Source organism: Deltaproteobacteria bacterium HGW-Deltaproteobacteria-18 (genome assembly GCA_002841885.1).
Classification (GTDB): Bacteria; Desulfobacterota; Desulfovibrionia; order Desulfovibrionales; family Desulfomicrobiaceae; genus Desulfomicrobium.
Genome location: PHBE01000024.1, coordinates 1 through 25,034, shown reverse-complemented (window position 1 = coordinate 25,034; position 25,034 = coordinate 1). Strand labels below are relative to the sequence as shown.

The window sequence follows — 25,034 nt, the reverse complement described above, 5'->3', positions numbered from 1 at the left end:
CAAGTCAAATGTCATCCTTCAACCGTTCGCAACAGAGACTTCATGGACACCAAAGTCATACATATCGCCGGCGCGCGTCAGCATAATCTCAAAAACCTGACCCTGGACATCCCCCGGGACAAGCTGGTCGTGGTCTGCGGCCCTTCCGGTTCGGGCAAGTCCACCCTGGCCTTCGACATCGTCTACGCCGAAGGCCAGCGGCGCTATGTTGAATCCCTGTCCGCCTACGCCCGCCAGTTCCTGCCGCAAATGGACAAGCCGGCCATCGACCTCATCGAGGGCCTCACTCCGGCCATCTCCCTGGAACAGCAGACCCTGTCCAAGAACCCGCGTTCCACCGTGGCCACGGTCACGGAAATCTACGATTTTCTGCGTGTCTTCTATGCGCGCCTCGGCACGCCCTGCTGCCCGGATTGCGGCGTGCCCATCGCGGCCCAGAGCAGCGACGAGATCATGGAACGCATTCTCGGCCTGCCGGAAGGGACAAAATTCATGCTTCTGGCGCCCCAGATCGATCACAAAAAGGGCACCCATGCGGATCTGTTCAAGAAGCTCAAGACCCAGGGTTTTGTCCGCGCCAGGATCAACGGCGAGGTGACGAGCCTGGATCCGGTTCCGGAACTGGCCAAAAACCTGAAGCACAGCATCGATCTGGTCGTGGACCGCCTGGTCTTGAAACCCGACATGCGCAAACGCCTGGCCGACTCCGTGGAACTGGGCCTGAAGTCCGGCGAGGGACGGATCGTCGTATCCATCATCGGCGGTGAGGACATCTTCTTCTCCACCGACGCCGTCTGTCCCAAATGCAGCCTGAGCCTGCCCAAACCGAGCCCCCAACTTTTTTCCTTCAACAGTCCTCAGGGTGCCTGCCCGCACTGCTCGGGCCTGGGAGCCGTCGAGTACTACGAGCCCATGCTGCTCGCGCCCAATGGGGGACAGTCCCTGCGCCAGGGGGCGATCCTGCCCTGGAAGGGCCGGGCTTTCGACCGCTACGCCCATGACCTGAAGGAATTGGGGCTCCGGCATCGCTTCACCCTGGACACGCCCTTGCAGGACCTCAGCTCCGAAGCAAGAAAGGCCCTGTTCCACGGCGACGCCCAGTGGCCTGGAGTGATCCATTTTCTCGAACAGGGAGGAGGGCTCGGCCACATCTGGCGCGACGAACTGGCCCGCTACCGCCAGACCATGAACTGTCCGTCCTGCCATGGCGCACGCCTGCGGCCCGAATCCCTGGCGGTGCGCATCGAAGGTCTGAACATATTCGATTTCTGTTCGCTGCCCATCACCCGGGCCCTCTCCTGGCTGCAAGGACTGGGCTTCTCCGGCGTAAACGTGGAGATCAGCACCCCGCTTTTGAAGGAACTCCGCCACCGGCTTGAATTTCTGGTCAACGTCGGGCTCGACTACATCAACCTGGCCCGCAACATGACCACCCTGTCCGGCGGCGAAGCCCAGCGCATCCGCCTGGCCGGGCAGCTTGGCTCCGGCCTGGTCGGCGTGACCTATGTTCTGGACGAACCGAGCATCGGCCTGCACCCGCGCGACAACCAGCGACTGATCAACACCCTGCGGCAGCTTCAGGGACGCGGCAACACGGTGCTCGTGGTCGAACACGATGAACCGACCATCCGCGCGGCCGATCATGTGCTGGAGCTTGGCCCCGGCTCGGGCTTCCTGGGCGGAGAGCTGGTCTTTTCCGGTTCCCCGGAGGATCTGGTGAACAAATCCAAGAGTCTGACCGGAAAATACATGCGCGGGGAACTGCGCATCGCAAGGCCCGCAAAGCGCAGAACCTCGGACCGGGCCATCATCCTGCGCGGCGTGACCACCAACAACCTGCGCGGTATCGACGCCCGTTTCCCCTTGAGCACCCTGGTCTGCATCACCGGGGTCTCCGGCTCGGGCAAGAGCTCGCTGGTCATGGACTCGCTGTACAAGCACCTGGCCCTGGCCCAGGGCCTCAAGGTCGACAGCCCCGGCACCATCGGAGGCATCGAGGGTGCCGGGGCCGTGGAAAAAATCATCTCCATCGATCAAAGCCCCATCGGCCGGACGCCGCGCTCCAACCCAGCCACCTACACCAAGATCTTCGACGAAATCCGGGCCATCTTCGCCGGCAGCAAGGACGCCAAGAAGCGCGGCTACAACGTCGGAAGATTCAGCTTCAACGTGCGCGGCGGCCGTTGCGAGGCCTGCCAGGGCGACGGCCAGATCCGGGTCGAGATGCATTTTTTGCCCGATGTCTTCGTGACCTGCGAGGTCTGCGGGGGCAAGCGCTACAACCGCGAGACCCTTGATATTCTGTACCGCGACAAGTCCATCGCCGACGTGCTGGACATGACCGTCAGGCAGGCCCGGCAATTCTTCGCCAACCATCCGGCCCTGGAACGCAAGCTTGGCGTGCTGGAGGAAGTGGGCCTTGAATACATCCGCCTGGGCCAGCCCGCCACGACCCTGTCCGGAGGCGAGGCCCAGCGCATCAAGATCTCGCGCGAGCTGGGCAAACGCAGTCTGCCCGGAACCCTGTACATCCTGGATGAACCCACCACCGGCCTGCACATGCACGAAGTCGGCAAGCTCATCGCCGTGTTGCACACCCTGGTCGACAAGGGAGCCTCGGTCATTGTCATCGAGCACAACCTCGATGTGGTCGCGGCTTCGGACCACGTCATCGATCTTGGACCCGGCGGAGGTGAAAACGGAGGCCTCATCGTGGCCGAAGGCACTCCAGAGGACTTGAAGAACAATCCCGGATCGGTCACGGGGCCTTTTCTGGAATTGTAAGCCCGGCCGCAACAGGTACAGGCCTTGGACCAATCCGGAACAAGGCCGCCCCTCAATAGGGGCGCTGCAGACTCGGAACACATCGCCCCGGAAACAGAACGGGCGGCCAGGGAAATCCCCGGCCGCCCGTTCTGTTTTTTTCATCCTGAAAAAATCAGTATCTCGAAGTAAGGTGAGCGTAGGCCTGCATCAGATAATTCTGCACATAATCGGTCACCCCGTCCTCCAGGGATCTGAAGTTCACGTCACAGCCACGACTGGAGAGCTTGGTCAGGTCGGCGCAGGTGTAATACTGGTATTTGCCGCGCAGGTTGTCCGGCATGTCCGCGTATTCGATCTGCGGCTCCCGACCCATGGCCGTGAACACCCCTCTCGCGAGGTCATTCCAGGTCCGGGCCTGGCCTGTACCCACATTGAAGACGCCACCCACGTCCGGATTCTTGATGAGCCAGTCAATGACCTTCACGCAATCCTTGATGTAGACGAAATCCCGGCGTTGCTCGCCGTCTGCGTATTCCTCGCGATAGGATTTGAAGAGTTTGAGTTTCCCGGTCTGGCGGATCTGGGTGAAAGCCTTGCAGACCACGGAGCGCATGTCGTCCTTGTGGTATTCGTTGGGGCCGAAGACATTGAAGAACTTGAGCCCGGCCATTTTGTCCAGCAGCCCGTCTCCCTTGAGCCAGAGATCGAAGAGGTGCTTGGAATAGCCGTACATGTTGAGCGGATGCAGACCCTCCATGGCATCATCCGAGTCATCGAAGCCCCTGCTGCCGTCGCCGTAGGTTGCGGCGGAACTGGCGTAAATGAAGCGCGCATTGCGCTCCTGGGCGAAACGGCACATGGCCTTGGAATATTCCAGATTGTTGCGGATGAGATAATCGCAATCTGCTTCAGTGGTCGCGGAGCAAGCCCCCATGTGAATCACGGCCTCGATCCGGCCTTCCATGTATCTGGTGTTGAGCAATTCCAGGAATTTGTCTTTCTGGATATACCGATGATAGGCCAGCCCGACCAGATTGCGCCATTTGTTCGTGGAAGCAAGATTGTCGACCACGACGATGTCCCTGTATCCCTGCCGGTTCAATTCCCAGACCATGGCGCTGCCGATGAAGCCCGCGCCTCCGGTAATGATGATCATAAATCCCCCTTCAAATCTTCTTCACCCGCACCTAGCCCGAAACCCCTGCCGGGGCAAGATGCCCGGCACCAAGACACCGGGAATTCACGGTGCCCACGACCCGGCCGGTGCAAAAAAAGCCGGGCAACCGGGCCTTGGTTTTTGCGAGGTCTTTGGCTAGAGTGCCTTCTTTTCACCCCATGCTACAGGAGCTCCCCATGCTAGCCATCCTTGACTACAAGGCCGGCAATCTGACCAGTGTCAAGCGCGCACTCGATTATCTCTCCATCCCGTGCACCATCACTGCCGATGCTCAAACCATTGCAGGCTGCCAGGGGCTCATCTTCCCCGGTGTCGGCGCGGCCGGTTCGGCCATGGCCAATCTGCACCAGTCCGGCCTGCGCAACGTCATGGCCCGGGAAATCGCGGCCGGCAAACCGCTGCTGGGCATTTGCCTCGGCTGCCAGATCCTGCTCGAATACAGCCCGGAAAACGACACCCAGACCCTTGGCCTCATCCCAGGACGCTGCGAAATCTTCACCCCGGACCTGACCGAAGAGGATGGCGCGCCCATCAACATTCCGCACATGGGCTGGAACACCGTGAACACCAAAAAGCCCTGTCCGCTCTTCAACGGCATCTCCCCTGAGAGCGAGTTCTATTTCGTGCATAGCTACTACCCGAGCCCGGCTCCGGAATTCGTCATCGCCACGACCTACTACGGCAGGGAGTTCTGCTCCGTGCACGGCCGCGACGGTTTGTGGTCGGCCCAGTTCCACCCGGAAAAAAGCGGACGCCCGGGCCTTAAGATGCTTTCGAACTTTTTCGACTATTGCAGGGAGGCGGCCAATGCTCAGTAAACGCATCATCCCCTGCCTCGACGTCCGGAACGGCAAGCTGACCAAGGGCATAAAATTCGAGGGCAACATCGACATCGGCGACCCCGTTGAGACAGCCCGGCGCTACTACGAGGAAGGCGCGGACGAGATCGTCTTCTACGACATCACCGCCTCCCACGAGGGCCGGGGCATCATGCTCAAGGTCGTGGAGGACGTAGCCTCCCAGATCTTCATCCCCTTCTCCGTGGGCGGCGGCATCTCCACCGTGGCCGACATGCGCGAGGTCCTCCTGGCCGGGGCGGAGAAGATCTCCGTCAACTCGGCGGCGGTCAAGACGCCCCACATCATCTCCGAGGGTGCGGCAGCCTTCGGGTCCCAGTGCATCGTCGTGGGCATGGACGTGCTGCGCGTGCCGAAAAGCGAAGCCATCCCCTCGGGCTACGAGATCGTCATCCACGGCGGCCGCAAGCACATGGGCATCGACGCCCTGTGGTGGGCCAAGGAGGTCGAGCGTCTGGGCGCGGGAGAACTGTGCATCAACTCCATCGACGCCGACGGCACCAAGGACGGCTACGAGCTGACCCTGACTAGACTTATCACGGACAACGTGCGCATCCCGGTCATCGCCTCGGGGGGGGCGGGCAATCCGCAGCACATGGTCGACGCAGTGACCGAAGGCCGCGCTTCGGCCGCACTCATCGCCTCCATCGTGCATTACGGCGAATACACCGTCACCGACCTCAAGAACTACATGGCCGAAAAAGGGGTCAAGGTGCGCCGGATCTGGTAACCCGGAAGAGTGCTCCACAACAAAAAAGCCCCCGCCTTTCAAGCGGGGGCTTTTTTGTTGTGCTCATGTGCTTCTGGCATCCGCCGGAAGCATATCTATCCATTTTCTGCGGTTGAAGCGCGCACACGCTTGGCGATGACCTCAACCAGATCGGCCATTCCGACCGGCTTGGGCAGGTAGTCGTCCATCCCCGCCTGCAGAAAGGACTCGCGATCCCCGCTCATGGCGTGGGCGGTCAGGGCGATGATGGGAATGTCTTTCTTGGGCCCGGACCAGGCGCGAATATTCCTGGTCGCTTCGATGCCGCTCATGACCGGCATCTGCACATCCATGAGAATGCAGTCAAAATCTTCAGCCAGCAGCAAATCCAGAACTTCCTGGCCATTGCGCGCAAGCGCGACCACATGCCCGGCCCGCTCCAGAAGAGTGCGCATGGCAAGCTGGTTGATGGCCTCGTCCTCGGCCAGCAGAATGCGCAATGCCCTTCCGACATCCTCGTCCGGAACTTCCGGAGCAGTCTTTGTAAGAGCGCAATATTCACTGGCTGCACGCAGGGGCAGCGTTACGCGCACGGACGTTCCCGCTCCGGCGGCGCTCTCGACCCCTATTGTTCCATGCATGAGTTCCACCAAGCGGCGAACAATGGTCAGGCCAAGCCCGGCACCTTCATATTTGCGGGTATGGGAACCCTCCACCTGCATGAAGGGCTCAAACACACCGGAAAGCATGTGCTCGGGAATGCCTACGCCCGTATCGACAACGCGCATGCAGATTCCCTCCGACAGGCATGGATCAGGATGCAATGGAGACAATTCAACGGTCACGCCGCCCTGATCCGTATATTTCAAGGCATTGCCGACCAGATTGAAGAGGATCTGACGCACCCGCGCCTCATCGCCGACGAGGTGCGCAGACAGGTCGGGATGAATGACGCAGTCGAGCGCAAGCCCCTTTTCACGCGCGGGGATCGTAAACAGCTCCACGACCGAATCGACCAGTTCGGCTACACTGAACAGAGTCTCAAGGATGCTCATCTTGCCGGCCTCGATCCTGGAGATGTCCAGAATGTCGGCAAGCAGGCGCGTCAGCCGCATGGCTGACGTGATGGAAAGCTCCACATACCGTTCCTGTTCCTCGTCCAGTCTGGTCTGCCGCAAAAGCTGCATCATGCCTTGAATCCCGTTGAGCGGCGTGCGGACTTCATGGCTCATGTTGGCCAGAAACTCGGTCTTGACCCTGTTGGCGGCCTCGGCGGCCTCCTTGGCTTCCAGCAAGGCCGCCTCGGCCAGTTTGCGTTCGGTGATGTCAATTTCGACCCCGTCCCAGACCACCCGATCCGCGGACAGCATGCGCGGAGCAGAGGCCAGATGGCTCCAGCGCACCGTTCCCGACGGCAGGCGAAACCGGACTTCGGCCTGAAATAGCGACCGGGTCGATTCGGCCTTGGCCTCGCGCTCGAACAAGAGCGCCCGATCATCGGGCTCGATCTGCGCGTAGATGAGCGAAGCGTCATCCAGCACCTCCCGCACGCTCACCTCATGCAGAAGCTCAACGCCTGCGCTGACGTAGGAGAATCGCCGTCGCCCGCCGCCCAGATCGGTCTCCATCTGGTATACGAGTCCGCCGGGCAGATTGTCACTAAGCGTACGAAGTCTCTCCTCGCTTTCCCGCAAGGCCTCTTCGGCCTGCTTGCGCGCTGTGATATCGCGATAGATGGACTGGTAGGTCCCATCCGGCATCATCTTGCTGCGCATCTCGACATGAAGTTCGGATCCGTCCACACGCAGGAGAGTGCGTTCCTTTTGCACTATCTCTCCCTTTTCCAGCAGATTGAAGCTCAGCGGCGATTTCGCCAGGCTCTCCGGCTTGAACGGAAGATCGCGGACATGCTTGCCGAGCATATCCTCACGCTTCAGGCCAAGAAGATCGCACATGCATTCGTTGGCGCCGATGATCACGCCTTCATGAGATCCGAGAAGAATCCCGTCCACGGCCAGCTCGACCAGAGTCCGGTACCGGGCTTCGCTCTCGCCGAGAGCCTCCTCGGCACGCTGCCGTTCGCCGAGTTCCAGTTGCATTGCCCACATGGTGTCGGACAGTTGCAAGGCCATCTGATTGAAAGAACGGGTCAGACTTTGAACCTCGGAAAACCGGGAGATCTCATTGATCCTTTCCAGCTCCTCTCCTCCGGCCAATCTTTCGGCGGCGGCACCGAGCCGCGAGATGGGCTTGACGATCCGGCGGGCCAGCAACGCTCCGGTCAGCAGCGCCAATACGAGAACGCCCGGAATCAGGACCATGCTGAAGCGGGCGTTTTCCCCGACCTTTGCCATGAAGTCCTCTTCCGGCACCACGACGACGATAAGCCAGTCAATGCCTAGAGGATCGTGCAGCGCAGATACCGTCAACAGGATTTTCCGGCCCTGGTCAGTAAAATCGAGATGGTGCTCCGCGTTGATCCGGTCAAGCGAGCCAAATTTTGAGGTCAGTGCTTGCATCGCGCCCTGCACCAGAGGATCCCGACTGTGCGCCCCCATGAGGCGTCGGCCCGGATTTCCGCCCCGGCCCGGTATGAAGAGCGGTTCCGTGCCCAAACCGGCGACCAGCAGACCCGAACGCTCCACAATGAACGCCTTTCCGGCATTGCCGATACGGAGTCGCTGCAAAAAAGCGGTGATCTGGGACAAAAAAACGTCCACGGACACCACTCCAAGAATCCGGCCCCGATCGTCGAACACCGGACGGCTGGCAGCGAGGGCCATGTCCTGGCCTGTAAAAAGTACGTAGATATCACTCCAGATCGGCCCCTGCGCCAGCAAGGCCTTGGCATACCATGGACGAGTCCGTGAATCGAAGCTGGTAACGCGGGCCATCTCCTCGCCCTTGTTCCCCCGTGAATCCAGGGGAAATTTGCGAAAAACCCCAGCCTTGAAATCGTCCGTGCGGATGGAATACTTGGAGCCATGCTCCGGATCCCGGCCGCTGTTGGCCAGTCCGCCCTGCTCATTGCCGAAATAGATGCTCGACACGGAAGGAAAAAGCTCCAGCTGATCGGCAAACCGCGCAATCAACAGCCCGGGATCGTCGGCGGGTACGAGGCCGTTTTGCAAGGCCAGCGCGTTACTGCGATTTATTTCGTGGGGCCGGCGAAGAAAGTCCCGCAGATGCAAGGTAATCCGATGGGAAACCTCCTTGCGAAGTTGCAAGGCCACATCCCCGACCGCTTCGCGACTCCCGGTGAATGAAATCCAGCTGACAAAGGCGGTGGAAAAAAGAATGACGCAACCCAGGAGCACAGGGATCGCGGTTCGAAGGGAAATGCCGGCGCTGAAAATTTTCATGCTGACCCCTCACTCCTGCACGACGGGCAAGCATGTCCGGCCAAGGCAAGGGGATTGACGTTCATCCCGGCGCAGGGCGCATGACACTGTTCTCGCAACGTGCTGGGAAGATCGGGATTCATGAAGGGCGTGTATGACAAGAGTTCATGCTCTGGCAAGACGCCCCTCAAGCTTCCGCCTTGAACCGGGCCGGCGCTCGTGGTCCTGTAGCCGCCTCTCGCCCGTGACGGGGGCGCAAAAAAAGGCTGAACACCTTGCGTTCAGCCTTTTTTCGCGAACATCGCCCGGAACCTAGGAACGTACTACCGGCCCCAGCGGCAGCACAGTGCGGCCGTAAACCTCGTTCAGGATCTGCGCGATGGCCGTGTAGAAGGCCGAAAAACCGCACAGGATACCTACGTATCCGCCGATGGTCTTGTAGGCGGCAATGTGGGTCAGGTCGCCGATGGCCAGCAGCCAGAACAGGGCCACCAGGGTGCCAAAGACCACCTGCAGGGCCCGGCTCAGGCGGAAGGTGCCAAGGAACATGCAGAAGGTGAAGAGCCCCCAGAGGGCCAGATAGAGGCCCATGGCCGTCTCGTCGCTCTTCTCTGCCAGTCCCAGGGCCGGCAGGATCCAGATGGCCACCAGGGACAGCCAGAAGGAACCGTAGGCCGTGAACGCTGTCAGGCCGAAGGTGTTGTTCTTTTTGGATTCGAGAAGGCCCGCGAAGATCTGGGCGATGCCGCCGACAAAAATGCCCATGCCCATGATCATCGAATTGACGGGATAAACGCCCGCATTGTGGATGTTCAGCAGGATGGTGGTCAGGCCGAACCCGATGAGGCCCAGGGGAGCCGGGTTTGCGGACGTGTCCTTGATGATGGTTTCCGTTGTCACGAGTATATCCTTGAATCGTTATTTCAAAATGTTGCGTGGCCCAGTCGCCACATTGCGCCCCAACCGCGAAAAGGCGCACCGGGGATGAACCGTGGTGCGCCGTAATTACGTTTCCTGACTCTGGTCTATCAGTCGGCGTTGAACTCGCCGCTCTTCCCGCCGCTCTTGTGCGTAAGCCGGCAATCCGTGATCAGAATGTCACGCTGTACGGCCTTGCACATGTCATAGATGGTCATGGCCGCAACCTGGGCGGCCATCAGCGCCTCCATCTCCACGCCCGTGGGTCCGGTGGTCCGCGCCTCGGCTTCGATCTCTATGGCCAACTCGGAAGCTACTGGCGTAAGCTTCACGTCGACCTTGGAGAGCAGAATCGGATGGCACATGGGGATAAGCTCCCAGGTACGCTTGGCGGCCATTATCCCGGCCACCTTGGCCGTGGTCAGCACGTCACCCTTGGGCAGGGCGTTTCTGGTCAAGAGGTCGAAAGTGCGCGCGTTGAGCAGAACCCTTGTCCGCACAACCGCACGGCGTCTTGTATCCGCCTTGTCGCCCACGTCCACCATGACCACGTTTCCGGCCTCGTCGATATGCGTCAACCTCTCGTCCATGCTCCCCTCCCCAAAAGAAAAGGCCGGAAACATGCGCTTCCGGCCTGCTCGGTTCATGTATGCAGATCAGTCGCCCATGGCTTTCTTGAAGAAATCCTTGACCTTGTTCAGGGGACGGCCCTCTTCGAGCTTGTCGAACTCGCGCAGCAATTCTTCCTGCTTCTTGGTTACCTTGGTCGGGATGCGCACAGAGACCTCCACCAACAGATCGCCCTTCTGGGTGCTGCCCAGATGCGGCAGGCCCATGCCCTTGATGCGCAGAATCTTGCCGGATTGCGTGCCCTTGGGAATTTCCAGAGTCACGGGTTCGTCAAGAGTCGGGACCTCGATCTTGGCGCCAAGTATGGCCTGCACGATGGTGATATCCGCCACGATGACCAGATCCTGGCCACGGCGGGTGAAGATTTTGTCTTCCTCGACATAGATGACCACATACAGATCGCCGTGCGGACCGCCGAAATCACCCGGCTCGCCCTCACCGCGCAGACGCAGGCGGCTGCCGTTGTCCACGCCTCCGGGGATGCGCACCTTGAGGTTCTTGTTGACCTGCACGATGCCCTGACCGCGACATTTGGCGCAGGGATGGGTGACGACCTTGCCTTCGCCCCGACAGACCGGACACGGCACGGAAATGCGGAAAAAGCCCTGGCTTTGGGTCACCTGACCCTGGCCGCGACAATGCTGGCAGGTTTCGGCCGTGTGCCCGGGAGCGGAGCCCGACCCGGAACAATCGGAACAGACTTCCTTCTTGGGGATGTTGAGGTCAACCTCCGTACCCTTGGCCGCATCACGGAATGAAACGGTCAGGTTGTAGCGCAGATCAGCCCCGGCACGCGGACGCCTGCGGCCGCCGGCGGCAGCGCCGAAGCCGAAGAAATCACCAAAGATGTCACCGAAAGCGCTGAACACGTCTTCGGAAGAATGGAAATGATCCCCGAATCCCTGACCATTCATGCCGGCATGCCCGAAACGATCGTACTGGGCGCGCTTGCCCGCGTCACCCAAGACTTCGTATGCTTCCGCGGCTTCCTTGAACTTGTCTTCCGCCTCCGGATTGTCGGGGTTGCGGTCCGGATGGAATTGCAACGCCATCTTGCGGTAGGCACTCTTGATTACGTCCGCCGAGGCGTCGCGGCCTACACCGAGCACTTCGTAATAATCACGCTTGTCAGCCATTATTCATCCTGATCGTCAGCTTCAAAACTCAAGTCCTCGACGCGCTCCACGTCGGGCAGAACCTTTCCTTCGGCAATTTCCCTGAGGGCGGTCACGATCTCCTTGTTCTTACTGGCAACAAGAGGCTCGTATCCTTCATGATATTGCTTGACCCGCTTAATGGCCATCTGCACGATCAGAAATCTGTTGTTGACCTTCTCCAAGCAATCTTCAACGGTAATTCTGGCCATCGCACCTCCGAAAAAATGTATATGAATGTGTGAATAAACGACAAAAAGTCCCGGCCTCCAAAAAGTCGAGTCGGGAATAACATTTCACGCTACGCATAACCCCAGGGCCCTGTCAACACGCAATTCGCAAGCAAGCTCCCGGGGCCCTTTACACGGCCCTCCGCGCTCTGTACTGACCTGCGCTTCAAAGGGGTCATAATACCCGCAGCGGATCTGTCAAATCCTTATGTGCGGACCTGCCCCCACGACACTCCTACCTTTGAGGAAAAACAACATGGCCCAGTGGGGAAGACTCAAATACGCGCAGCAGTTCTGTCTCGGACAGACAGGCAAGATCATGCAGCAGGCGGGCATGGCATGGCCCGGGGCACGCATCGGGCTGGCCGTTTCCGGCGGCATTGACAGCTGGGTGATGCTTCAGGTCATGACCATGCGTCAGCGCATCATTCCCTTTCCCGTCGAACTGTTCGTCATCCACCTCAACCCCGGCTTTGACGGAATGACCCACGCCCCCCTGGCGGAATGGATGCGCGCAAACGGCGTGGCGGGACATCTGGAGACCACGGACTTCGGCCCCAGGGCGCACTCTTCCGAGAACCGCAAGAAATCACCATGCTTCTTCTGCGCATGGCACAGGCGCAAACGCCTCTTTGACATCTGCAGGCAATACAACCTGACCCACCTCGCTCTCGGCCACAACACCGACGATCTGGTCTCCACCTTCTTCATGAACATGCTGAGAACAGGCAAGGTGTACGGACTGGTCCCCAAGGAGAGCTATTTCGGAGGCAGGCTGACCCTCATCCGCCCCCTGCTCCTGCTGGACAAGGCCACCATCACCCAGGCGTGCAGGCAGTGGAAGCTCCCGGTCTGGGAAAACGACTGCCCCTCCAAGGACAAGACCTCCCGCAGCAAGACCCTCAATCAGGCCCTGGCGCTGTGCGAAGGCGACAAGCGCATCCGCACCAACATGTTCAACGCTCTGCGCCGCTGGCAGATGGAGTCCTGGCCCGGCATGATCTGAAATATTCCGGGCCTTGCGCCGGGAGGCATCGCCCCAGACAGAACCCGAGCGCGGACTTTTTCTGGTCCGCGTTTTGCTTCGGCCTCTCCATGGATCTCTTCTCCCTCGACCCCACCGTCGTTCTGACCTTCATCTTTGCGCTGATGCGCATAAGCCTCATTCTTTTCCTGATGCCTTTTTTCGGCGGCGCAGTCCTGCCCGCCACGGTCAAGGCCGCGCTCTGCCTGACCCTCACCCTGGCCCTGTGGCCAAAGCTTCCCCTGGTGGGCGCCCAGATGCCGGGCCACCCCTTTGCGCTGGCGGTCATGCTGGGCGCGGAACTCCTGCTGGGGCTCATCCTGGGGATGGTCATCCGCTTCGTCTTCGCAGCCATCCAGACCGGCGGACAGCTCATCGGCTTCCAGATGGGCTTTGCCATGGTCAATGTGGTGGACCCTGATTCCGGAGTTTCCGAGGCGGTCACGGCCCACTTCATGTACATGGTCAGTTTGCTGACGTTCCTGTCCATCAACGGGCACCTGTATTTGCTGAGCGGATTGATGAAAAGTTTCGAGCTGCTCCCGCCAGGCTCCATTCTCATCACCTCCCGGCTGACGGATCAGATATTCGCCCTGTCGGGTCAGATTTTTGTCCTGGCCATCCAGATCGGAGCGCCGGTCATCGCCGCCATCCTCCTTGTGGATTTGGCCCTGGCCCTGATTTCACGCGCGTCTCCACAGATGAACGTGCTCATTATCGGATTCCCGATCAAGATCAGCGTCGGATTCCTGTTCATGAGCATCATCTTCGAGATCATCAGCCTGCACATGGAGGGCTTTGTGTCCCGCATGCCGATGCTCTTCACCCAAATCATCGGCGCGATGCGCTAGGCAACCATGGCACAGCACGATCCGAGTCGCACCGAAAACGCCACCCCCAAACGACGCAACAAGGCGCGAGGCGAGGGCAATGTACCAAAAAGCCAGGAGCTGCCCAAGCCCCTGACCCTGCTCTTCGGTCTGCTCATGCTGCAACTCTACCTCGGCACCATCCGCACTGAAATCGAAAATCTGATGAAATGGTTCTTCACGGAAGGGTTCGCCTTCGAATTGAACCCCGGATCGATCCATACCCTTTTTCAAACCTGCCTATACAGCATCTCGGTGATGGTCCTGCCGATCATGATCGTAATTGCGGTCGCCGCCTTCATCACTGTCCGGCTGCAGGTCGGAAAACTCTGGGCTCCAAAGGTTTTCAAACCCAAGTTTAAGATGTTCAACGTACTGTCCGGCCTGAAGAAGCTCCTCATCAGCAAGCAGACCTTCGTGCGCCTGGCCAAAAGTATTTTCATGGCGGCAGCTGTGGCCATTGGACCTTACATCGTTCTCAAGCAGGCTTTCGGGGAAGTCATCCCGCTCTTTTACCAGCCGGCAGAAAACATCGCCGCATATGTGCTCAACGCCGGGCAGACCATGTTCTATTACGCGCTCGCTCCCATGATCATAATCGGCATCGCGGATCTCCTCTACACCCGCTGGGACTACGAGGAAAACCTGAAAATGACCAAGAGCGAGGTCAAGGACGAACGCAAGCAGGCCGAGGGCGACCCGGCCATCAAGAGCAAGCAGCGTCAGAAGATGATGGCGGTGATGATGCGACGCATGATGCAGGACGTGCCCAAGGCCGACGTTGTCATCACCAACCCCACCCATCTGGCCATCGCCATCCGCTACAACGCCATGGAAGCCCCGGCACCCATGGTCCTGGCCAAAGGCGCCGGGGCCGTTGCCCAGCGCATCAAGGACATTGCCCGGGAGAACAATGTGCCCATCCGCGAAAACAAGCCCCTGGCACGCGCCTTGTATAAGGTTATCGAAGTCGGAGACACGATTCCAGAAGAATTCTACCAGGCAGTGGCCGCCATCCTGGCCCAGATTTACAAAACCAAACTTCACCCGCGCTGAACCTCAGCGGCAAGGACGTCAAAATAATGGCTACACGCACCGAGGCCATGACCATCAATTACAAACGCTTTACCCGCCAGGGGGACATCCTGCTGGCCGGCGGCGTTGTCATGACCCTCTTTGTCATGCTGGTGCCATTGCCGACCATCATCCTTGACATATTGCTGGCTTTTTCCATTTCCTTCTCCCTGGTCATCCTCATCACCTCGATGTTCATGACCTCGCCTCTGGAATTCTCGATATTTCCGTCGGTTCTGCTCGTGACCACGCTCCTGCGCCTTGCCCTCAATGTGGCCTCGACCAGGCTCATCCTGCTCCATGGAGACACTGGCACCTCGGCGGCAGGCAAGGTCATCGAAGCTTTTGGACAATTCGTGGTCGGAGGCAATTTTGCCATCGGCGCAGTCATCTTCCTGATCCTCTTCATCCTGAACAAGACCGTCATCGTCGCCGGTACAACCCGCATCGCCGAGGTCGCGGCCCGCTTCACCCTGGACGCTATGCCCGGCAAGCAGATGGCCATCGAGGCCGACCTGAACGCCGGACTCATCGACGAGCAGCAGGCCATCAAGCAGCGCGAAAACCTGCGCCGGGAAGCGGACTTCTACGGAGCCATGGACGGCGCAGGCAAGTTCGTCTCCGGAGACGTCAACGCGGGCATGTTCATCACCTTCATCAATATCGTGGGCGGCATCTTCATCGGCGTGCTGCAAAAAGACATGAGCTGGATGGATGCGGCCCAGACCTTTTCCCTGTTGACTATCGGCGACGGCCTGGTCTCCACCATCCCTTCGCTGATCACCTCCACCGCGGCCGGCCTCATTGTCAGCCGGGCTGCGGCCGAAGCGCGCATGGGCGAAGAATTCATCGGTCAGCTGACCAACCATCCCAAAGCTCTCAGGCTGGTCTCCGGCGTACTCCTGCTCTTCGCCATTGTCCCGGGCATGCCTACTGTGGCCTTTATGACCCTCTCCCTGGTCCTCTTCATGGTGGCCCTGTTCGCCGACCGCATCAAGGCCGAAAACAAGCTGCCGGAGACCGATAAAAAGAAAAAAGGCGGCACGCCAGACAGTCCGGAAGAAGTGCAGGCCCTGCTGCCGCTCGACATCATGGAACTGGAGGTGGGCTACGGCCTTATCCCGCTGGTGGACGAAGACCAGAACGGCAATCTTCTGGCCCGCATTCGCTCCATTCGCCGCCAGTTCGCTCTCGACATGGGCGTCATCGTACCGTCCCTGCATCTGCGCGACAACCTGCAGCTCAAGCCCGGCGAATACGTGGTCCAGATCAAGGGCAACCGGGTGGCTTCGGCGGAAATCATGATAGACCATTTCCTGGCCATGGATCCCGGCGATGCGCGGCACGCCATCAAGGGCATCGAGACCCTGGAGCCGGCCTTCAACCTCCCGGCGCTGTGGATTCCCGACGCCAAAAAGGACGAGGCCGTCATGGCCGGGTACACGGTGGTGGATCCGTCCACGGTCATCGCCACGCACCTGACCGAGGTCTTCAAGCAGAACCTGCACGAATTCCTGGGCCGCCAGGAAGTCCAGGCCCTGCTGGACAACCTGTCCCAGCGTGCGCCCAAGGTTGTGGAAGAGCTGGTGCCGGGCGTCCTGTCACTGGGCGTTCTGCAGAAGGTCTTGCAGAACCTGGTCCGCGAGAATGTCTCCATCCGCGACCTCCTGTCCATCGTGGAATGCCTGGCCGACTACGGCCACTCCGTGAAGGATGCCGACCAGTTGACGGAGTTCGTACGCCAGCGCCTGTCCCGCACCATCATCAAGCCGTACCTGGGGACGGGCAACCTGCTGCCTATCATCTCCCTGTCACCGACAATCGAGAACACGTTCCAGGACAGCATCAAACGCACGGACAACGGCTCCTATCTGGCCATGGAACCGGGACTTGCGCACAAGATCATCCAGGCCATCAACAAGGCGGCGGAAAAAGGCATTGTGGCCGAGGGACAGCCCGTGCTGTTGACCTCCCCGCTCATCCGCCAGCACCTCTCCCAGCTTCTGGCCCGTTTTTTGCCAACCATGCCTGTCATCTCGCAGGCGGAAATACCGGCGGACATCAGACTCGAATCCGTAGCCATGGTGGAAATCTAAGATGCAGGTCAAAACATTCAGCGGAAGAAGCACCTCGGAAATCATGGCCCGGATCAAGAGCGAACTTGGTCCCGATGCCATCATCCTGAGCAACCAGAAGCAGACCCGCAAAGGTGTCACCTGCTACGAGATCATGGCGGCCCTTGACATGCCGCAGGAGCTGGCTGCATCGGCAGAGCCCGCCATGCCCCTGGCCCAGAACGACGCCAGCTGCCTGCGCGAGGAATGGTCCAGGCTGCGTAAACAGCTCATGGCCGTTTTAAAGCCGCAGATGGACATGCAGCTCTTGACTCCACGCCAGCAACTGGTTTTCGAGTATCTGGAGCGCGAAGGAGTGAAGGAGGATGTGCTGATCGACCTGTGGGAAAAATTCCGCCACGCCCCCGATGCACCCACATTGTCCGTCATGAATGGACTGGTCAGTCTCAGTCCATGGTTCGACACGGACTGGGCGCACAAGTTCCACCTGCTGACCGGCCCCTTCGGCAGCGGCAAGACCAGCACCACGCTGCGTCTGGCCCTGTCCCTGAAAAAAATGCGCCCCAAGGCGCGCATCCTGGTGGTCAACGCCGATCGCTCCCAGGGCAAGGGAAGGCTCTACCTGCGCCATTACACGGAACTCTCGGGCCTGTCCTACAGGGAGCTTGACAACTCCTCCCATTGGGAAAGCCTGGAACGTGACGCCAGATCTCATGACCTGGTCCTGCTCGACCTGCCGGGACTGCCCGCCCATCAGCAACTTGACTCCTGGCTGCATGAGGTCTCCGGAGGGAAGCTTCCGGCCTGCCATGTGCACCTTGTTCTCAGCCCACTTTTCGCCCCCCCGCAGATGGATGCGTTCGTATCCAGGTTCCACTCAGCCTCCGCTGCCAGCATTATCTGGACGAAGCTTGATGAAGCCTGTAATTATGGAGAAATAATTAATCAGGCCAACAATACCGGCCTACCGATTTCCCTTTTTTCCATGGGGCCGGATCTGAAAAACTCCCTGGCCCAGCCCAAGGATCAGGATGTCTGGAAACTTCTGCTGCGGCACGAACTGCCTCAAGCAACCAACTAAACTTTTTTTATCCCGGACACAGCATGAGCTCCTCTCTCCCCATTGTACTCTCGGTCACCTCCGGCAAGGGAGGCGTCGGCAAAACGAACGTTTCCGTCAATCTCGCCCTGTGCCTGAGCAAACTTGGCAAACGATGCGTCATCCTTGACGCGGACCTCGGGCTGGCCAACGTGGATGTCGTGCTGGGCCTGACTCCGGAGCGAAACCTCTTCCACGTGTTCCACGAGGGAGTGTCCCTGGGCGACATCCTCTGTCCAACTGAATACGGATTCTCAATCCTGCCGGCGGCCAGCGGAGTCAGCGAAATGCTGTCCCTGTCCACGGGGCAAAAACTCGAACTCCTTGAAGCCATGGATGTGCTGGAGGACAGCATCGACTTCCTGATTGTGGACACCGGCGCGGGCATCAACGACAATGTGCTCTATTTCAACCTTGCGGCCCAGGAACGCCTGGTGGTCGTCACCCCGGAGCCGACCTCCCTCACCGACGCGTACGCCCTCATCAAGGTCTTGAAACTCAGGCATGGCGTGGACAAGTTCCATATCGCGGTAAACATGGCCAAGAATGAAAAATCGGCCAAGGACATCTTCGCCAAGCTGTACAATGCTTGCGACCATTTCCTGACCGGCGTCTCCCTGAATTTCGTCGGAGCCATCCCGCAGGACAAGGCCGTGCGCCAGGCCGTCATCGAGCAACAGCCCTTCTGCAGCCTGAGCCCCGACGCCGAAGCCTCCCTGGCGGTGCAGCGCATCGCCCGCAACTTGTTGCAATGGACACCGCAGGATCATCTCGATGGGAACATCAAGTTCTTCTGGAAGAAGCTCCTCTTTGCGGAATAAACCCGCAGAACCTGTCTGGGCCGTTCTGGAACAGACTGGGATCACCTTCGCGTCCTTGAGTCCTGCGGACAAGGATTGCATAGCTCGCGGCTTCGCCCCCCGCATCAAGATCATTGCCCTGCATCTCAAAGCCAAGCTCCCCGCCCATATCGAACTTTCCGACCTCATCAGCGCAGGCACGCTGGGCCTCATGGAGGCGCTGGGCAAATTCCAGCCGGAGCTGAACATCCGCTTCGAAACATTCGCCGACAGTCGCATTCGCGGAGCCATGCTGGATGAGTTGCGGCGCATGGACTGGTATTCCAGGGGGCTTCGCCAGCGCATCAAAAAGCTCGAACAGGTCATCAGAGGCTTTGAACAGGAAAATGGGCACTCCCCTTCACGCAGCGAACTTTTGGAACTCACCGGGCAGGACCGCCATGAACTGGAGGCGACGCTGGAGGCGGTCAACTCCCAGATCATCCTCAGCCTCGATGCGATCCAGGACCAATGGAACCAGCCCGGGGATGGATGCAATCACCGCGAGCCCTTTGCCGCTGTGGCCTTCCACGATATCATTGACAAGCTCGGACATCTCATCGATAGACTCAATGAACGGGAAAGGCTGGTCTTAAGTTTGTATTACACTGAAGAACTCAATATGAAAGAGGTGGCTCTGGCCCTCGACATTACCGAAGGGCGGGTCTCTCAGCTGCACTCCCAGGCGCTTGGAAAGCTCAAGAAAATGTTTGTGCGCGAATACGGCGATATCAACTGATCACACATTTTTGATTAATTTCTCGAAAAGCTCATGTGGAGGGATACATGGCGGTCAATACGAACATGCGGGTGCTCATTGTTGATGATTTTTCGACCATGCGACGGATCATCAAGAATATTCTTCGTCAGCTCGGCTTCAACAACATCGTCGAGGCTGACGACGGTACAGCGGCCTGGGAAGTCCTGACCAAGGACCAGATTGATTTCATAATCTCCGACTGGAACATGCCGCAGATGACCGGAATTGAACTCCTGCGGAAAGTCCGCGCCAGTGAAGAATTTGGCGACCTGCCCTTCCTCATGGTCATGGCGGAAGCCCAGCAGGAAAACATCATCGAGGCAGTGCAGGCCAAAGTTTCCAACTATATCGTCAAGCCCTTCACCGCGGAGACCCTGGGGCAAAAAATCAATAAGATCTTCGAATAACAACCACTCTGGCCGGTACACTCGTGTTGCCGGCCAGCTCAGGTCCCATGATCCTGCTCATCCTTCTCGCCCAGATTTCCCCTGAAGGCGACAAAAACGTCGCCCTGGATGATGAACGCCTGCAGGACAGCGTTCCCAAGGGACTGCAGAAAGTTGAGCTCGATCTGGATGACGCCCTTTTCCTTGAATTCGAGGAAAAGGAGGAAGAAGCCGAAGCCACCCCTCTCGAATCCCTGCCCGAACCCGAAGAGGCGGTCCCGCCTTCGGAACAGATCGAAGCACCAGCCAAGAAAAAACGAAAAAAAATATGGATCCTCGGAATTGCCGCAGGTCTGTGCCTGCTGCTTGGCGCCGGCGGCTCCTACTATTTCATGAAATCCGGCCCACCAGCTCTCGAAGATCAGACTGCAACGGGCCACGAAAGCGCCCCTGAGCAGCAAGCGGACCAAGGTTCGGCTCCGGTTGAAGGGTCTTCTCCCGAAAGCGCCAAGACCCCGCCACCGGAACAAATCGAAGCCTACTCCCTCGAACAATTTCAAATCGAATACAATCAGGACGGCAAGATCCGTTTCCTGACGTGCCGCTTTTCAATACCGGACACGAACGAAATCATGCGGGCTGAAATCCAGGCCAAAAAGCTGTTCATCCGCGATGGAATATACAGGTATCTCAAAAACTCGCCCCTTTTATTGCTGGATACTTCGCAAGAGTCCGAAAAATTGAAGACGGATCTGGCAACAGTCATCAATCACATTTTGAAAAGCGGCCAAGTCTCCGAAATTCTTCTGGAAGAATATGTGGTGAAATAAATGGTGGACAACCTCAATCTTTCAACACTCATCAGTCAAATACCCGAGGCGCAAAAAATCCATCATACGCAGATCGCGCACCCGGAGGCTCAGCAGGCGTTGGCAAAAGAATTGGTTCAGCGACGCCAGCGTCGGGAAAAGGACCAAGTGGCCAAAGGCGAGGCCAGCTCCACCGAAACAGAGGTCGATCCCGAGGGACACAACGAGCCGGCTCCAGAACAGTACACAAGCGAACGGAAAGCGCATCGCCGTGAACCCGAATTCGAATCAGATCAGGGGCACCTGATAGACACGCAGGTATAGATGAATCCTCATATTTCGAACTGGATCCTCACCGCATCAACCTTGATGGAGATTCTGCTCATCGTTCTCGCCTTTTTTTTCTATGGCAAGCTCAAGAAATCCGAACTTCTTGTGCGCTCGCTGCAGGACAGACAAGAGGAATTCCTGCAAAAACTGGACATGAACGCCCGCCTCGAGAACGAAATCATAGGCACATTCACCAAGCGTCAGGAAGAACTGACCGCCCTTGAAGAGAAGCTGCACTACCGCGCCCTTGAAATGAGACGCCTGCTCGAACAGGCCGAAAATTTCACAAAATCTCCCCAGTTCCTACGCCAGACAATTTTGAGTGGTTTCAAACGTGGGCAGTCGGCCGAAGCTCTGGCGCAGGCCACGGGACTGAGCGTGGATGAAGTGGAGCTCATCCTTGACCAACCCAAAATTTGAAGCCAGATAGCCTTGCCTGCCTCATGGACCGCCTTCGCGCAATTTGATGTCTTTCCGCCCATTTCGATGCGGTGCGTGAGCAGGCCCGTTTCCATTCATAGCTTTTAGGCTGCTGGCCCAGTCGCTAAAATCCGAGCATATTTACCACATGAAAAACGATCTGTTCCCCATAACTCCCGACAAACCTTGGCTCGCACCCCTTGCCGGATATTCCGACCTCCCCTTTCGCCTCCTGTGTCATGAATATGGATGCAGCGCAGCCGTGACAGAAATGGTCAGCGCCAAGGGCCTGATCTACAACAGCCCGGGCACCAAGGAGCTTCTGCAAACCTGCGAGGAGGATACTCCTCTTGTGGTACAGCTTTTCGGTTCGGAAGAACCGTTTCTTGTCCAGTCCATCGAACGCCTGCGGGAAGCGGGATTTCGTTATTTTGACCTGAACTGCGGGTGTCCGGTTCGCAAAGTCGTAAAAACAGGCAGCGGAGCAGCTCTGCTCAAAGAACCAGATAAACTCCTTTGCCTTGCCAAATCAATGATCGACGCGGTGGAGCCTGGGTGTATGGGTTTTAAGATTCGTCTGGGGTGGTATGTCGGGCAACCCGTCTTCCTGAAGGTGGCTGCCAAACTCGAAGAATTGGGCGCTGGTTGGGTGACCATGCATCCGCGCTTCGGCGCACAAGGCTTTACCGGACATGCAGACTGGTCCCAGCTAAAAACGCTGAAAGAAAACGTGAGCCTGCCAGTCATCGCCAGTGGGGATCTCTTTCTGGCGAAAGACGCCTTGCAATGCGTCGAACAAACCGGAGTGGACAGTATCATGTTTGCGCGCGGGGCGCTTAACGATCCATCAATTTTCAAACAATATTTGCAGTTGCGATGCAAAGAGGAACCGGGTGCAAATTCATGGCAGCATATGGTGGCCATGGTCAGAAGACTCAGCGAACTCTATCCGCAACACGGCATGGAAAAGCTCGGACTCCTCAAAATGCGCACCCTGGTACCCAGATTCCTGAAAGGCTTGCCCGGAGCGCGCGCAATTCGTCGCGACATCGTGTTCTGCAAGTCGTGGGACGATGTGTTCACGATTTTAGGGGCTGGCAAAACTGAATCCGGAGAGATTTGAAATGAAACTTATCATCGCGGAAACGGCGGGCTTTTGCATGGGAGTCGATATGGCATTGCACAAACTGGACAATGCCGTTGCCCTCCCGCCCCAAGATGCAAGCATCTACACGCTGGGGCCCATCATCCACAATCCGCAGGTACTCGCCAGATACAAAGACATGGGGGTTCTGCAGACAGATGGTTCAAAGCCCTTGAACGCTGGAGATGTCGTGGTCATTCGAGCTCACGGTATCCCAAGGCACGTTCAGGCTAAACTGGAAACCCATAACGTCACTGTCGTTGACGCAACCTGTCCCAAAGTCAAAAAAGCACAGATCCTCATCCAACGACAAGCCGACCAGAACAAGCATCTGCTTCTCTTCGGGGAACGAGATCACCCCGAAGTGCAAGGGCTTGTGAGCTATGCCGCAAGACACAGCGTATTTGAGAGTCTTGAAGAATTGCAGGCGCACCGAATTGACTCCGCACAGACCTATTTTCTGGCAGCGCAGACCACGCAGGACAGGGAATCCTTCAACGCCGTGCGCGAATATTTGACTAGGTTTGTCGATGCCAACATGACCATTCTCGACACGATCTGCATGGCAACCAAGGACAGGCAGGAAGAAGTGCGCGAACTGTCCAGCAAGGTTCAGGCAATGGTCATCGTTGGAGGAAAAAACAGTGGAAACACCAGAAGATTGGCTCAAATAGCGCAGGAATCAGGAATATTCTCAGTCCATGTCGAAACGGCGAAAGAACTTCCCCTGCATGACCTTGCCGCGTTTGAACGTATCGGTTTGACGGCAGGAGCATCGACACCCGCCTGGATCATTGAAGATGTAGCACAAACGCTTCGCAGGGCTTTTCCTGTCGGGAACAAGGAATAGAAGGCGTTCTGCGGCGCTTAACAGTTGTGTGCGTCAAGTTCTGCAAGTTCTTCCACGGCAAACGGGTAAGTTCAAGCAGCTGGCGACCGAGAATGGGCCTACTCAGAGCTCGTCGGAGGTCGCCAGATGCGTTTTCCATTAAGCAACCAGCGCCATCAAAGCCTTCTTTTTCATCTCGGTCAGCAGGCTCATATCCAGATATCTGTTTGCCTCGATCCAGTTCTCATGAGTCTCGACCGCAAGGGCTCTGATCAAACGTAGACAGCTTTCTTCATTGGGAAATATCCTGACGACCAAGGTTCGGCGTTTGATCTCTTCATTGAGCCGTTCCAGCATGTTGGTCGACTTCAAATGCTTATGGTGTCCGAAGGGCAACTTGTAGAAGGACAAGGTTTCCTCGATATTGTCTTCCACCCATGAGCACAGCTTGGGATATTTCTCCTGCCACCTTAGAAGCCAAGCGGCCATGTCCTTGCGGGCTTCGGCCAGGTCCCGCCGGTCGTAGATCCACCGCAGCTCTCGCAGACAGTCATCATCTGCCTTGCGCGGCAAATGATCGAGGGCATTGCGCAGGAAGTGGACGTAGCAGCGTTGCCAAACCGCCTCGGGCAATGCTTCTCTCAGCGCCTTCTTCAGCCCGGCATGATCGTCGCTGACCGCCATTTCCACCCCTTTGAGCCCGCGCTGCTTCAGGCCCAGAATGAAATCCTTCCATGAACTTGCGCTTTCACGGTTGGCCAGTTCCACTGCCAAAACTTGTCGGCGTCCTTCCCAGTCGATGCCAATGGCGATCATCACAGCCCTGCTGCGTATTGCGCCGCAATCACGTACTTTTTCGTAGCGTGCATCGAGAATCAGATAGGGATAGGCTTCCTCCAGAGTCCGGCTGGCGAACTGGGCTAGCTGATCGTCCAGACGCTCCACGATGGCGCTGATGGAGCTGGCCGAGAAGGAGTGTCCACAGAGTTCTTCAGTGATTTGTTTGACCTTCCGGGTGGACACGCCCTGGATGTACATCTCCGCCAGTGCTGAGACCAACGCCTTCTCGCTGCGCTGATAGCGTTCAAATATCTGGGTAGAAAACTGCCCCTGTCGGTCCTGCGGAACTCGGAGTTCGAGTTTGCCGACGCGGGTGATCAGCGTGCGGCCATAATATCCGCTGCGATAGCCCAGACGGCCATCTGTGCGCTCTCCCTTGGTCGCTCCAAGGGCGGCATCCATCTCGGCTTCCAGCGTTTGTTGGACGACCGTGCGGACAAGCTCCTTCAAAACATCCTGATCGCCTTCAAGAAGCCCTTTTAGTTCGGACGCCGATACGGTAGAATTCTTCCTGACCATGGCATACTCCTCCGGGAGTTGTGGTTTGGTGGTACAACCCACATATGCCATGGTCTTTCTTTTTGCTGAAGATCCCGCACACTACCCGCTTAACTGACAAAAAGGATATACAAGTTAAAACCGAACCAGCCTAAATAGAAGTGGCCCCAGAAATTTGCACAAGCCTTTAGGTGGGAACTCTGCTAGTCCCGACCCCTTCAAACGCAAATGATTAGGGAGCAGAGAATGACGAAGA

The 25,034-nt window shown here is 58.1% G+C and carries 23 protein-coding genes; 16 read left to right on the top strand and 7 right to left on the bottom strand.

Going from position 1 to position 25,034, the window contains the following annotated elements; translation table 11 throughout:
* Nucleotides 1-42: 42 nt before the first annotated feature.
* Nucleotides 43-2,784, top strand: a complete 2,742-nt coding sequence (locus CVU60_17080; protein PKN40186.1) for an excinuclease ABC subunit A — start codon at nucleotides 43-45, stop codon at nucleotides 2,782-2,784.
* A 154-nt stretch (nucleotides 2,785-2,938) separates the two neighbouring features.
* Here the strand turns inward: CVU60_17080 and rfaD are convergent, their stop codons facing one another.
* Nucleotides 2,939-3,922, bottom strand: a complete 984-nt coding sequence (rfaD, locus tag CVU60_17075) for an ADP-glyceromanno-heptose 6-epimerase (protein ID PKN40185.1) — start codon at nucleotides 3,920-3,922, stop codon at nucleotides 2,939-2,941.
* Between the two features lie 197 nt (nucleotides 3,923-4,119).
* On the opposite strand from rfaD, the gene CVU60_17070 reads away from it, so the two are divergent.
* Together CVU60_17070 and CVU60_17065 are read left to right on the top strand one after the other, a co-directional pair.
* Nucleotides 4,120-4,761 carry an imidazole glycerol phosphate synthase subunit HisH gene (locus tag CVU60_17070; protein ID PKN40184.1) on the top strand — a complete coding sequence of 214 codons (642 nt, stop codon included), beginning with the start codon at nucleotides 4,120-4,122 and terminating at the stop codon, nucleotides 4,759-4,761.
* The gene (locus CVU60_17065; protein ID PKN40183.1) at nucleotides 4,751-5,530 is read left to right on the top strand and encodes an imidazole glycerol phosphate synthase subunit HisF; all 780 of its coding nucleotides are present in this window, start codon (nucleotides 4,751-4,753) and stop codon (nucleotides 5,528-5,530) included. The genes CVU60_17070 and CVU60_17065 overlap by 11 nt, the downstream gene beginning before the upstream one ends.
* Before the next feature lie 95 nt (nucleotides 5,531-5,625).
* Here the strand turns inward: CVU60_17065 and CVU60_17060 are convergent, their stop codons facing one another.
* From CVU60_17060 to CVU60_17040, 5 genes are all read right to left on the bottom strand, one after another.
* Nucleotides 5,626-8,871, bottom strand: a complete 3,246-nt coding sequence (locus CVU60_17060; protein PKN40182.1) for a hypothetical protein — start codon at nucleotides 8,869-8,871, stop codon at nucleotides 5,626-5,628.
* Nucleotides 8,872-9,162: 291 nt separating this feature from the next.
* On the bottom strand, nucleotides 9,163-9,735 hold the full coding sequence (locus CVU60_17055; GenBank protein PKN40204.1) for a hypothetical protein: 573 nt from the start codon (nucleotides 9,733-9,735) through the stop codon (nucleotides 9,163-9,165).
* Between the two features lie 143 nt (nucleotides 9,736-9,878).
* Nucleotides 9,879-10,358: a cyclic pyranopterin monophosphate synthase MoaC gene (gene moaC, locus CVU60_17050; protein ID PKN40203.1), complete on the bottom strand. Its 480-nt coding sequence runs from the start codon at nucleotides 10,356-10,358 to the stop codon at nucleotides 9,879-9,881.
* Between the two features lie 66 nt (nucleotides 10,359-10,424).
* Entirely contained in the window at nucleotides 10,425-11,534 is a 1,110-nt protein-coding gene (gene dnaJ / locus CVU60_17045) for a molecular chaperone DnaJ (protein PKN40181.1), read from the bottom strand.
* Entirely contained in the window at nucleotides 11,534-11,764 is a 231-nt protein-coding gene (locus CVU60_17040; protein PKN40180.1) for a DNA-directed RNA polymerase subunit omega, read from the bottom strand. The genes dnaJ and CVU60_17040 overlap by 1 nt, the downstream gene beginning before the upstream one ends.
* A 274-nt stretch (nucleotides 11,765-12,038) precedes the next feature.
* Here CVU60_17040 and CVU60_17035 point away from each other — a divergent pair, with 274 nt between their 5' ends.
* The 13 genes from CVU60_17035 (at nucleotide 12,039) to ispH (ending at nucleotide 23,461) form a co-directional block, all read left to right on the top strand.
* Nucleotides 12,039-12,788, top strand: a complete 750-nt coding sequence (locus tag CVU60_17035) for a tRNA 2-thiocytidine biosynthesis protein TtcA (protein PKN40179.1) — start codon at nucleotides 12,039-12,041, stop codon at nucleotides 12,786-12,788.
* Between the two features lie 89 nt (nucleotides 12,789-12,877).
* Complete coding sequence (gene fliR, locus CVU60_17030) at nucleotides 12,878-13,657, top strand: flagellar biosynthetic protein FliR (protein ID PKN40178.1); 780 nt, start codon at nucleotides 12,878-12,880, stop codon at nucleotides 13,655-13,657.
* Between the two features lie 6 nt (nucleotides 13,658-13,663).
* Complete coding sequence (gene flhB / locus CVU60_17025; GenBank protein PKN40177.1) at nucleotides 13,664-14,731, top strand: flagellar biosynthesis protein FlhB; 1,068 nt, start codon at nucleotides 13,664-13,666, stop codon at nucleotides 14,729-14,731.
* A gap of 26 nt (nucleotides 14,732-14,757) precedes the next feature.
* Nucleotides 14,758-16,845: a flagellar biosynthesis protein FlhA gene (gene flhA / locus CVU60_17020; protein PKN40176.1), complete on the top strand. Its 2,088-nt coding sequence runs from the start codon at nucleotides 14,758-14,760 to the stop codon at nucleotides 16,843-16,845.
* A gap of 1 nt (nucleotide 16,846) precedes the next feature.
* Entirely contained in the window at nucleotides 16,847-17,905 is a 1,059-nt protein-coding gene (locus tag CVU60_17015; protein ID PKN40175.1) for a flagellar biosynthesis protein FlhF, read from the top strand.
* 23 nt (nucleotides 17,906-17,928) lie between these two features.
* Nucleotides 17,929-18,744 carry a flagellar synthesis regulator FleN gene (locus CVU60_17010; protein PKN40174.1) on the top strand — a complete coding sequence of 272 codons (816 nt, stop codon included), beginning with the start codon at nucleotides 17,929-17,931 and terminating at the stop codon, nucleotides 18,742-18,744.
* Complete coding sequence (locus CVU60_17005) at nucleotides 18,698-19,501, top strand: FliA/WhiG family RNA polymerase sigma factor (GenBank protein PKN40173.1); 804 nt, start codon at nucleotides 18,698-18,700, stop codon at nucleotides 19,499-19,501. The genes CVU60_17010 and CVU60_17005 overlap by 47 nt, the downstream gene beginning before the upstream one ends.
* Before the next feature lie 47 nt (nucleotides 19,502-19,548).
* Nucleotides 19,549-19,929 (top strand): response regulator, encoded by a 381-nt coding sequence (locus CVU60_17000; GenBank protein ID PKN40172.1) that lies wholly within the window; start codon nucleotides 19,549-19,551, stop codon nucleotides 19,927-19,929.
* A gap of 47 nt (nucleotides 19,930-19,976) precedes the next feature.
* A complete protein-coding gene (locus CVU60_16995; protein PKN40171.1) occupies nucleotides 19,977-20,738 on the top strand; it encodes a hypothetical protein in 762 nt (253 codons plus the stop codon).
* A complete protein-coding gene (locus tag CVU60_16990; GenBank protein ID PKN40170.1) occupies nucleotides 20,739-21,041 on the top strand; it encodes a hypothetical protein in 303 nt (100 codons plus the stop codon).
* Nucleotides 21,042-21,467 (top strand): hypothetical protein, encoded by a 426-nt coding sequence (locus CVU60_16985; GenBank protein PKN40169.1) that lies wholly within the window; start codon nucleotides 21,042-21,044, stop codon nucleotides 21,465-21,467. It begins immediately after the preceding gene.
* Nucleotides 21,468-21,615: 148 nt separating this feature from the next.
* Nucleotides 21,616-22,590, top strand: coding sequence for a dihydrouridine synthase (locus CVU60_16980; protein PKN40168.1), 975 nt, complete (start codon nucleotides 21,616-21,618; stop codon nucleotides 22,588-22,590).
* 1 nt (nucleotide 22,591) lies between these two features.
* Nucleotides 22,592-23,461, top strand: a complete 870-nt coding sequence (gene ispH / locus CVU60_16975; protein ID PKN40167.1) for a 4-hydroxy-3-methylbut-2-enyl diphosphate reductase — start codon at nucleotides 22,592-22,594, stop codon at nucleotides 23,459-23,461.
* Nucleotides 23,462-23,599: 138 nt separating this feature from the next.
* On the opposite strand, the gene CVU60_16970 is transcribed toward ispH, so the two are convergent.
* Nucleotides 23,600-24,799 (bottom strand): IS256 family transposase, encoded by a 1,200-nt coding sequence (locus tag CVU60_16970; GenBank protein PKN40202.1) that lies wholly within the window; start codon nucleotides 24,797-24,799, stop codon nucleotides 23,600-23,602.
* Nucleotides 24,800-25,034 lie beyond the last annotated feature (235 nt).